Here is a 9,833-nt window from a genome sequence, read left to right as displayed (position 1 = left end):
TAGGTCATCGTCAGGCTCTTAAATAAAACAAAAGCCCCCCGCCACGAAAGTGTCGGGGGTTTTTTGTTTTATTTAGGATCACGGTGAGCTCCTCTCCCTACCTCGCGGCGAAACCGCCATGTGAAACCTGATGCACCGCAGGTGCCAGGGTTAGGCGCCGCAGGCGTCCCGAAGGGATAGCAAGCTTGCTTGCTACCTAAGTAGGTCATCCTTCTAGCTACGATCTACGAGCTACGATCGACGAGCTGGAAGCTAGAAGCACCCCTTCGCCATGCAAGCATAGCTCCAACGACACAGTACCCAGCTCCAAACCTCGCCTCTGTAACCAAACCGCCACCCCGTCGTCATCCCGGCTACCCACCAAGCCTTCAAGCTCAGGGCTTCACAAACGATGAGTCCAGATCATGTTGCTGAACATCATCCTGATCGCCATGGCCATAACCATATTGGTCTACCGTTACCGCAAACTCATGTACCACTTCCGTGCAGTAGAAGCGGGTAAACTTTATCGCAGTGGTACCCTGGGCCCGATGGCCTTGCGAGTGATGCATCATGTGTTAGGTGTCAACACGATCATCAACCTGCGGCTGGAATCCGAGTACGGCAAAGGGGGCTGGTATAAGCGGCAAGGTGAGTACTGCAGGCGCCACGGAATCAAGCTGGTGAATATTCCCATGGCGCAGGACACACCGCCAACGGAAGATCAGATTCAAGCCTTCATGACAGAACTGGACCGTGGAGACAGTTGTTGCCTGGTGCATTGTGAGATGGGAGTGATACGCACAGGGATGATGGTGGTAGCGGTGGCGACTCGCCGCTACGGGGTGCAAGCCAATGCCGTGTGGAAGCACTTTCCACTGTTTGGCCACAAACTGGATGGGCGCCGCCAGCCGGTAAAGGCCTTCATCATGCGGTGTGCTGGCCTGTCAGAGCCCTCACCCCAGTAACGGGCTCTCCGCGGGGAGATGAAGCTTGAGCCGATTGCTGACCACGGCAATATCGAACTCCGTACTCTGTACCGGTTCGCCATCAAGATTCAGATTCATGGGGCTGGGGGTTTTTACTTTCAGTGATGCCACCTGGGCACGGATGAAAAGCCCTTCTTGCTCAGGGTCTTGCCTGGCTTCGCTACCAAACAACCCTTTGACGCCAGCAAGTAGATCCATCTGGGCCGGCAGGATGGCCACATCGAGCAGTCCATCGTTGACCAGGGCGTCAGGGCAAAGGCGCTGTCCGCCACCAGCCTGGCGACCGTTGCCCAGACCGAGTGCCAGAAATTCCCCCTGCCATTCGAACTCTCCATTGCTGAAGGTGCCTTCGGCAGCCTGGATTTCAGAGAAACGTGTCAGCCCGGTTAGCAGATAGGCGGCCCCCCCCAGCATGCTTTTCAGCTCTTCCGATGTCTGGGTGGTTACCTCGGTGCCGAAGCCGCCAGTGGCCATATTCAGGAAGTAGTGATCATTGACTCGAATGACGTCGCTGGGCGTAGCCGGGGACTCCAGTAATGCCAACGCTTCGGCAATGGCATCAGGTATCCCCGCCGCCGTGGCAAAATCGTTGGCGGTGCCCAGAGGCAGAATCGCCAGGGAGAGATCATCACGATCACTGGCCATCATGGCATGAACAATATCCCTGACAGAGCCATCGCCTCCGCCAGCAATGAGGGTGGTATAGCCCAGATCCAGGGCCTCTCTGACATAGCGCTCCGCATCACCTGCCTCCCAGGTGACGCGGACCGCCAGATCGTGACCCTGGTCTCGCCAGTCCATGACAGCATGGCGAACCTCTTCATTGGCTGCCTGTTTGCCATGTAGAACGAGCAGACTCTTTGTCGTCACGGTATGCCTTCCTCTGTGCAGTGGTAATGAAGTCTTTCCCGAAAAGTCGGCGATCTTAGTCTTTATGTATCTCTCAATACTCGCGATCTATTGCAATTTACGTGATAGAGAGAGCGAGTGTTGTGACAGCGGGCGGGGCTTTACAACTATTAACGGTTGCGGGTGTTATCGATAATGATTGCTGTTTTCTATTGAAAGGATAAAGGAATAGTATTTTTCTATTATTTCCGTGGCAGTGATGATGAGTGCCAAGGAGGTGTCCCATGATAAAGACATTCAGTTTCGGTGCGATGCACATTGCCGTGGCATTTCTGGTCGTCTGGGCGATGACCGGAGATTGGCGGATTGGCGGTGCGACAGCGATGGTGGAGCCCTGCGTGAATACGGTGGCCTACCATTTTCACGAGAAAATCTGGAAACGACGGGCCCATGGTGGGGCCGTGAGCGGAACGGTCATGGCGTAGGATAAACTCAGTGTTTACTCTGCCATGGCCGTTGGTTAAGCTAGCGCACAAGTATACATTCTGAGGGGTATTTGTCAGGTGCAGAATTCAAGCAGTGACATCGATGCGATCCGCCAGGTGGTGAATCAGGTACTGGAAGTGCACGCCCGGGAAGAGGGTGGCCAGCGCTCCCAGGCCCGTTCGGAAATTCTGATCCACTCAATGCAGGTGTTTGCCCAGCGGGGCCTGCAGCGGACCACGGTGCAGCACCTGCTGGACGCCTCCGATGTGTCTCGACGCACCTTCTACAAATATTTCCGCAACAAGATGGACGTGCTGGAAAGCATCTATCGTATCTTTGTGGACAACATGCTGCTGCACTTCCACAAGGAAGTGAAGCAGGCCTCCTCGGCCCGGGACATTATCCGTAACACCACCAAGGTGTATTTCGATTACCACGTGAGCATGGGGCCGATCATTAGGCTGATGATGGAGGAGGCGCGCTCCTCCACCTCTGCGTTGGCGCCGCACCGGGTGCGGGCTCAGGACATTGCCTCCGAGGTGCTCACGTCCCAGATCAGCCGTTACACCGGCAAGAGCTATGAACCCCTGGTGTTCCGCACCATGCTGTGGATGCTGGAAAACTACTCCCTGTATATCTTCGAGGACGGTGGTTTTTCCCAGGAACGACTGGACCTGTGCGAGAAAGTTGCCATCGGCATCGCCGAATCCCTGGTGCTGGGAGAGGTGACACCGGGCATGCTGGAACGCCCGGTATCCTGAACCTCTGAATGTGTTGCCGGGTTTACTCCGGCTTCACGAACTTCAGTGTCATGCGATCACTTTCTCCGATCGCCAGATATTTCTCTCTGTCTTGATCGCCCAACCGTAATGACGGCGGCAGCGTCCATACCCCGGCGGGATGGTCGGCGCTGTCCTGTGGGTTGGCGTTGATTTCCGACTGTTTTGCCAGCCGGAATCCGGCCTTTTCTGCCTGGGCGATCACATAACTTTCAGTCATATAGCCGCTTTCAATCTGCTCTTCGAGGGAGCGCCCTTCCGGCGCCCGATGTTCCACTACCCCAAGAATGCCGCCGGGTTTCAGGGCCTTGAAGAAGCTGGCAAACACGGCTTCTGCCTTGCCGGCTTTGGCCCAGTTGTGCACATTGCGAAACGTCAGCACCCGATCCACGGTACCAGCGGGGGCAATATCGCTGTAGACCGGAGGATAGAGATGGGTGATGCGAACCTGGTCGTAGAGAGCCGGGTATTTCGCCAGATGCGCCTTGAACAGGGTGAGTGAGCGGGTGTAGAAACTGATGTCGCTATCCGGCGGAAACTGGGCCGCGTAAAAGATGCCTTCCTCGCGAAGGTAAGGCGCCAGAACTGCGGTGTACCAGCCTTTGGCGCCGGGCCAGATCTCCGCCACGGTCATGTCCTTTTCTACCCCGAAAAAATCCAGAGTCTGTGCCGGATGGCGATAGGGGTCGCGCGTTTTCTCTTCAGCGCTGCGGTGGGGCGCGGAAAGAATATCGTCGAGGGAAGTGGCTTGTGCCAGGGAAAACGACAGCAATGCTGCCAGGCCAATCAGAATACGCATGATCTCGTCCTATCGTAGGCCGCGGATCAACACCTTCATGTAATCAGCGGCTTGTTGTTCGAGGCTGCCTTCGCCGGTGAGCGCCCAGGTATAAGTGGTGCCCACCACCAGATTTACCATCATCAGGATGGTGTCGCGGGTTGGCAAGGCCACGAAGTAGCCGTCTTTGCGTAACTCCTTGAAGAAGGCTTCGGCCACTGGCAGATTTTGCTCCATCAGGGCCAGATACTGGCGCTGGATATCGCCCATGAAATCCCCGGCTTCCTGGATCAGCACCCGGGAAAAATCCTGGTTCTGTTCCAGGTAGCGGGCCACATTGCGGCAAAGGCTTTCCAGTCGCTGCAGTGGTGGCACTGTGCTCATCAGATCCGTGAAGATAATGTCGCGGATGGTGTTGAGATTTTCTTCCACGATGGTCAGAAGCAGGGCGTCTTTGGAGGGAAAAAATTTGTAGATGGTGGCCTTGCCCACCCCCGCCTGCACCGCGATGGTTTTCACCTCGGCGCTGCGGAAGCCTTCGCTGGCGAAGACTTCCTGGGCGCAGGTCAGAATGCGGGCGCGGCGAGGATCATCCATGAAAGGTTCCGTTACCCCTTACAGGTATTTGATTTTTTCCAGCTGTTCTTCGAGCTTGGCCTGCTGGGAGCGGTAGTCATCCAGTTTGGCCTTTTCCTTGTCTACGACTGCCTGGGGCGCCTTGTCCACAAACTTGGGGTTCTTCAGTTTGACTTCGGCGCGACCCACTTCCTTGCGCAGTTTATCGATTTCCTTGGACAGTCGTTCGATTTCTGCGTCCTTGTCGATCAGGCCGGCCATGGGTACCAGAATTTCCATGTCTCCCACCAGCGCGGTAGCGGAGGCCGGGGCGGAATCCTCCGCATTCAGCCAGGTAATGGATTCTAGCTTGGCCAGCTTGCTCAGGAAGGTGCGGTTGGCATCCAGCAGGGCCTTGTCACTGTCCTTGCCGTTATGCAGGAAAAGGGGCAGGGCCTTGCCCATGGGGATACCCATTTCGCCGCGGATATTACGCACCGCAGTGATGACAGCCTTGACCCATTCCGCGCCGGTTTCCGCCTCTTCATCAATCTTGCCGGCGTCGCTGGCCGGGAAAGGCTGCAGCATGATGGTGTCGCTCTTTTTACCTTCACCCGCAGCAGGCGCTTTGCCTGCCATGGGGCCAATTTTCTGCCAGATTTCTTCGGTGATGAAGGGCATGAAGGGGTGGGCCAGGCGCAGTATGGCTTCCAGCACGGTGACCAGGGTACGGCGCGTGCCGCGTTTCTGGGCCTCGGAGTAATCGTCACCCCACAGCACCGGCTTGGACAGTTCCAGATACCAGTCGCAGTACTCGTTCCAGATAAACTCGTAGGCGGCGTGGCTGGCTACGTCGAAACGGAAGCTGTCCAGGGCTTCACTGACTTCCTGTTCCGCGCGCTGCAGTGCGGAAATGATCCAGCGGTCTGCCAGGGACAATTCAACTTCACCGCTCAGACCGCAGTCTTCGCCTTCGGTGTTCATCATCACGTAGCGGGCGGCGTTCCAGATCTTGTTGCAGAAGTTCCGGTAGCCTTCGATCCGGCCCATGTCCCACTTGATATCACGACCGGTGGAGGCCAGCGACAGGAAGGTGAAGCGCAGTGCATCGGTGCCGTAGGGGTTGATGCCGTCCGGGAAATCCTTGTGGGTGCGCTTGGCAATCTGCTTTTCTTTCTGCGGCTGCATCAGCCCCTTGGTGCGCTTGTCGACCAGAGCATCCAGAGTGATACCGTCGATCATGTCCAGCGGGTCGAGCACATTGCCCTTGGATTTGGACATTTTCTGGCCGTCATTATCGCGCACCAGACCATGCACATAGACTTTCTTGAAGGGCACCTGGTCGGTGAACTTCAGTGTCATCATGATCATCCGCGCCACCCAGAAGAAGATGATGTCGAAGCCGGTGACTAGTACATCGGTGGGGTGGAAGGTGCGCAGGGCATCGGTGTCTTCCGGCCAGCCCAGGGTGGAGAAGGTCCACAGGGCGGAGCTGAACCAGGTGTCCAGAACATCGTCGTCCTGGCTCAGGGGGATGTCGCCAAGATCATGTGCCGCGCGCACTTCTTCTTCGTTGCGGCCCACATAGACGTTGCCGTCGTTGTCATACCAGGCCGGGATGCGGTGGCCCCACCACAGCTGCCGGGAGATGCACCAGTCCTGCAGGTCGCGCATCCATGAGAAATACATGTTTTCGTAGTTCTTGGGCACGAACTGGATATCACCGTTTTCCACGGCGGCAATGGCCGGCTTGGCCAGCTCTTCCACGGCCACGAACCACTGGTCGGTCAGGTAGGGTTCGATTACCACACCGGAGCGGTCGCCACGGGGTACCTGCAGGGTGTGGTCGGCCACTTTTTCCAGCAGACCCAGAGCATCCAGGTCATCCACCACCTTCTTGCGGGCGTCGACCCGGTCCATGCCTCGGTAGGGTTCCGGTACTTCGTCATTCAGGGCCGCGTCGATGGTCAGGATGTTGATCATCGGCAGGTCGTGGCGCTTGCCCACTTCGTAGTCGTTGAAATCGTGGGCCGGGGTAATCTTCACACAGCCGGAGCCGAAGTCAGGGTCCACGTAATCGTCGGCGATGATGGGGATATCACGATCTGCCAGCGGCAGGCGGATGGTCTTGCCGATCATGTCCTTGTAGCGCGGGTCTTCCGGGTGCACCGCCACGGCAGTATCGCCGAGCATGGTTTCCGGGCGGGTAGTGGCGACCACCAGGTGCCCGGAACCGTCGGACAGGGGATAGCGGAAGTGCCACATGTGGCCCTGCTCTTCCACGTTCTCCACTTCCAGATCGGAAATGGCGGTGTGCAGGGTCGGGTCCCAGTTGACCAGACGTTTGCCACGGTAGATCAGGCCTTCCTTGTGCAGGCGCACAAAGACTTCTTGTACCGCGTTGGACAGGCCATCGTCCATGGTGAAACGTTCACGGGTCCAGTCCACGCTGGCGCCCATGCGGCGCAGCTGACGGGTAATGGTGCCGCCGGACTCGCCTTTCCATTCCCAGACTTTCTCCAGGAACTTGTCACGGCCCAGTTCGTGGCGGGTAGTGCCTTCTCCTGCCAGCTTACGTTCCACCACCATCTGGGTGGCGATACCGGCATGATCGGTGCCTACCTGCCACAGGGTGTTGCGTCCCTGCATGCGGCGGTAGCGCACGAGGGTGTCCATGATGGTGTCCTGGAAGGCATGGCCCATGTGCAGGCTGCCGGTCACATTGGGCGGCGGAATCATGATGCAAAAGGAATCACCCTGGCCGGAAGGCTTGAAATAACCGGCTTTTTCCCAGTTTTCATACCAGGCCTGTTCGATGCGATCGGGTTGATAAGTCTTGTCCATGAGTCCGCTTCTAAACCAGTAAAAAATGAGGGCGAATTATAGCGGAGCGGGGCCGCTGCGTCGCGGGTTGCGGGAAAAACGCGAGGACGGAGACTACTGGTGGTGGGAGGTGGCTGTCTGGCCTGGAGAGTCTGATCGAGAGGACGCTGTGCTGGGTTGCCAGGCCGCTGTAGTGAATAGCCTCTCGCTGCACCTGCCTGAGACCGCGAGAGGGATCGTTATGATTTCTTGCGCAGCGCGGCGCGCAGCCTCAGGCGCAGGGATTTTTCCAGTTTCGGCAGGGCTTCCGCCACCAGTTCATCGATAACGGCATCAATGTCGGCGTTGCTCAGAGAAGGGCGAGCAGTCGAGGGGGTTGGTGTCGTGACAGCAGGAGCTGGGTTTCCCTGGGGTGAGGGTGGCGGCGTACCCAGAAAAGGGTTGCTTCTTTCGCTGGCCAGCTTGCGGATCTGCATCCGGTCCAGGGTGTCGCTCTCGGAGGGGGAGCGTTGTGGTGGTGTGTCGGCGTCGTCCAGCAGGGACTGCACATCGCCAAGCTCCTTGAGAAGCTCTTTTTTGCGTGACTCCCGGTCGCTCATGGTGGTGTCCGTGGGTTCTTCAGCCCAGTTCGTGGGTGGTGACCGGGAAGCCTCGCTCACGGTAGAAGCGGAATCGTTCGCGCCCAGCCTGTCTTTCATTCTCGGCCCCACTGATCATCTCCGCAACCCGCTGGAAACGGGAGGCGAAATCCGGCACCTGATCGGTCAGGTTGATCAGCACATCGTGGTGATCGCCAGGATCGCCGCCATGGCTCAGGATGACCGGCGCCTGGCCCTCCTGCTGAATGGCATGGGGAAGGAAACCGGTAGCAGGAGCTTGCCAGAACTGGTCGTCCAGTTGTCGTGCATGGTCCGCATCCCGGCAATGAATGTAGACCAGCCGGCCCTGTTTCTGGGCCTTGTCGGCAATGCGCCAGGCCAGTGCCTGACGGACACCATCGCCGGCCTTGTTGCTCAGGTAGAAGGTAACTTCAGTCATTAAAACACTCGCAGGCATCACGCAGCATGCAGCACGCCCGAAGGCGTGCAGTCATGCGTGGGCGTATCAGCACTGATCCATCAGAAAACGGGTGAGCATGGGTACCGGGCGACCGGTGGCCCCTTTGCTCATGCCGCCGCTGATCCAGGCGGTGCCAGCGATATCCAGGTGAGCCCATTTCACGTCCTTGGCAAAGCGGGACAGGAAGCAGGCGGCGGTGATGGAGCCGGCTTTGGGGCCGCCGATGTTCTGCATGTCAGCGAAGGGGCTGTCCAGCTGGCCCTGATACTCATCCCAAAGGGGCATGGGCCAGCCCCGGTCGCCGGTTTCCTGGCCGGCAGCCAGCAGCGCCTGACTCAGGCCGTCGTCGTTGGCATAGACCGCCTGGGCATGGGCGCCCAGAGCAACCACGCAGGCACCTGTGAGGGTGGCAACGTCGATGACGGTGTGCGGTTTGTGTTTCTGTTGCACATAGGTGAGGGCGTCGCACAGCACCAGCCGGCCTTCAGCATCGGTGTTGAGGATTTCCACGGTCTGCCCGGACAGGGTCTTGACGATATCCCCGGGACGGGACGCGCGGCCGTCAGGCATATTTTCCGCTGCCGCTACCACGGCTACCAGGTGGATGGGCAGATCCAGCTCGCACACGGTCTTGACGCTGCCAAACACGCTGGACGCGCCGCCCATGTCGTATTTCATCTCGTCCATGTTGGCGCCGGGCTTCAGGGAAATGCCGCCGGTATCAAAGGTGATGCCCTTGCCAACCAGGGCGACAGGACCCTGTTTGGTGGGTTTGGCGCCCTTGTATTCCATGACGATGATCTGTCCCTGACGCTCGGAGCCCTTGGCCACGGCAACGAAGGCGCCCATGCCCATCTTCTCTGCCTGGGCCTGGCTGATCACCTTGACGGTAAGTTTTTCATATTGCTTGCCCAGATCCCGGGCCACGCCGCTCAGGTATTCCGGGTAGCAGTCGTTGGGGGGCAGGTTGCCCAGGTCGCGGGCCAGGTTGACGCCGTCGGCCACACCCTTGCCGATCTTGCTGGCCTTGCTCAGGGCCGTATCCTTTTGCGCATGCCAGAAGGTCCACTTGCTCAGTTTGCTGGCTGGAGCCGGTTTGCTGCGGTATTGGTCGAAACGGTAGGTGCTTTCTTCCGCTACCCGCGTGCCCTCCCGGGCCTGCCATGCCAGATTCTGTGGCAGATCGCTGTCGAGAAGCCAGAGTGCGTGTTTGACTGGTGCCTTGCTGACCATTTTCACGGTGCTGCGAAGCAGACCTTGCCATTGCTGATCGGAAGGCTGCTTGTCGCCTCGGCCGACCAGCAGCAGGCGTGCGGCGGTCAGACCTTCCGGTTGATGTAGCCAGCTCATCTGGCCCTTGCTGCCGTCAAAATCGCCGGCCTTGATGAAACGGGTAAGCTGGTCGCGGGTGCTCTCCGGCAGCGTCTCGGGGAGATCGCCGTTCTTGCCCAGCACCAGAATCAGTGCGTCGGCTTTGAATTTGTCCAGGGGCCTGTTGCTCACTGCGAAGTCCATGCTGTCTCCATATCGATCAAG

At 58.4% G+C, this 9,833-nt stretch carries 10 protein-coding genes; 3 read left to right on the top strand and 7 right to left on the bottom strand.

Features of this window, described 5'->3' with window-relative positions; all coding sequences use genetic code 11:
* Positions 1-404: 404 nt before the first annotated feature.
* Positions 405-947 (top strand): fused DSP-PTPase phosphatase/NAD kinase-like protein, encoded by a 543-nt coding sequence (locus T9A_RS16640; protein WP_052042831.1) that lies wholly within the window; start codon positions 405-407, stop codon positions 945-947.
* Here T9A_RS16640 and yegS read toward each other — a convergent pair.
* Positions 936-1,838: a lipid kinase YegS gene (gene yegS, locus T9A_RS10870; RefSeq protein ID WP_035248222.1), complete on the bottom strand. Its 903-nt coding sequence runs from the start codon at positions 1,836-1,838 to the stop codon at positions 936-938. The two genes, T9A_RS16640 and yegS, sit on opposite strands and share 12 nt — an antisense overlap.
* A gap of 263 nt (positions 1,839-2,101) precedes the next feature.
* Here yegS and T9A_RS10865 point away from each other — a divergent pair, with 263 nt between their 5' ends.
* Positions 2,102-2,302: a DUF2061 domain-containing protein gene (locus T9A_RS10865; protein WP_035248220.1), complete on the top strand. Its 201-nt coding sequence runs from the start codon at positions 2,102-2,104 to the stop codon at positions 2,300-2,302.
* A gap of 78 nt (positions 2,303-2,380) precedes the next feature.
* Positions 2,381-3,064 carry a TetR/AcrR family transcriptional regulator gene (locus T9A_RS10860; RefSeq protein WP_035248218.1) on the top strand — a complete coding sequence of 228 codons (684 nt, stop codon included), beginning with the start codon at positions 2,381-2,383 and terminating at the stop codon, positions 3,062-3,064.
* 22 nt (positions 3,065-3,086) lie between these two features.
* Here the strand turns inward: T9A_RS10860 and T9A_RS10855 are convergent, their stop codons facing one another.
* From T9A_RS10855 to T9A_RS10830, 6 genes are all read right to left on the bottom strand, one after another.
* Positions 3,087-3,881 carry a class I SAM-dependent methyltransferase gene (locus tag T9A_RS10855; RefSeq protein WP_035248216.1) on the bottom strand — a complete coding sequence of 265 codons (795 nt, stop codon included), beginning with the start codon at positions 3,879-3,881 and terminating at the stop codon, positions 3,087-3,089.
* Positions 3,882-3,890: 9 nt separating this feature from the next.
* On the bottom strand, positions 3,891-4,457 hold the full coding sequence (locus tag T9A_RS10850) for a TetR/AcrR family transcriptional regulator (RefSeq protein WP_035248213.1): 567 nt from the start codon (positions 4,455-4,457) through the stop codon (positions 3,891-3,893).
* An 18-nt stretch (positions 4,458-4,475) separates the two neighbouring features.
* Entirely contained in the window at positions 4,476-7,259 is a 2,784-nt protein-coding gene (locus T9A_RS10845; protein WP_035248211.1) for a valine--tRNA ligase, read from the bottom strand.
* Between the two features lie 218 nt (positions 7,260-7,477).
* Positions 7,478-7,837, bottom strand: coding sequence for a hypothetical protein (locus T9A_RS10840; protein WP_035248209.1), 360 nt, complete (start codon positions 7,835-7,837; stop codon positions 7,478-7,480).
* Positions 7,838-7,856: 19 nt separating this feature from the next.
* A complete protein-coding gene (locus T9A_RS10835) occupies positions 7,857-8,276 on the bottom strand; it encodes a DNA polymerase III subunit chi (RefSeq protein ID WP_035248208.1) in 420 nt (139 codons plus the stop codon).
* Positions 8,277-8,342: 66 nt separating this feature from the next.
* Positions 8,343-9,812 carry a leucyl aminopeptidase gene (locus T9A_RS10830; protein ID WP_035248207.1) on the bottom strand — a complete coding sequence of 490 codons (1,470 nt, stop codon included), beginning with the start codon at positions 9,810-9,812 and terminating at the stop codon, positions 8,343-8,345.
* Positions 9,813-9,833 lie beyond the last annotated feature (21 nt).

The organism is Alcanivorax jadensis T9 (genome assembly GCF_000756655.1).
Classification (GTDB): Bacteria; Pseudomonadota; Gammaproteobacteria; order Pseudomonadales; family Alcanivoracaceae; genus Alcanivorax; species Alcanivorax jadensis.
This window is presented reverse-complemented; position numbering and strand designations above follow the sequence as displayed.

Coding starts and splice junctions, on each gene's coding strand:
- T9A_RS10850 (WP_035248213.1), bottom strand. CDS start 4,457: ATGGATGATCCTCGCCGCGCCCGCATTCTGACCTGCGCCCAGGAAGTC.
- T9A_RS10835 (WP_035248208.1), bottom strand. CDS start 8,276: ATGACTGAAGTTACCTTCTACCTGAGCAACAAGGCCGGCGATGGTGTC.
- T9A_RS10855 (WP_035248216.1), bottom strand. CDS start 3,881: ATGCGTATTCTGATTGGCCTGGCAGCATTGCTGTCGTTTTCCCTGGCA.
- T9A_RS16640 (WP_052042831.1), top strand. CDS start 405: ATGTTGCTGAACATCATCCTGATCGCCATGGCCATAACCATATTGGTC.
- T9A_RS10845 (WP_035248211.1), bottom strand. CDS start 7,259: ATGGACAAGACTTATCAACCCGATCGCATCGAACAGGCCTGGTATGAA.
- T9A_RS10865 (WP_035248220.1), top strand. CDS start 2,102: ATGATAAAGACATTCAGTTTCGGTGCGATGCACATTGCCGTGGCATTT.
- T9A_RS10840 (WP_035248209.1), bottom strand. CDS start 7,837: ATGAGCGACCGGGAGTCACGCAAAAAAGAGCTTCTCAAGGAGCTTGGC.
- T9A_RS10830 (WP_035248207.1), bottom strand. CDS start 9,812: ATGGACTTCGCAGTGAGCAACAGGCCCCTGGACAAATTCAAAGCCGAC.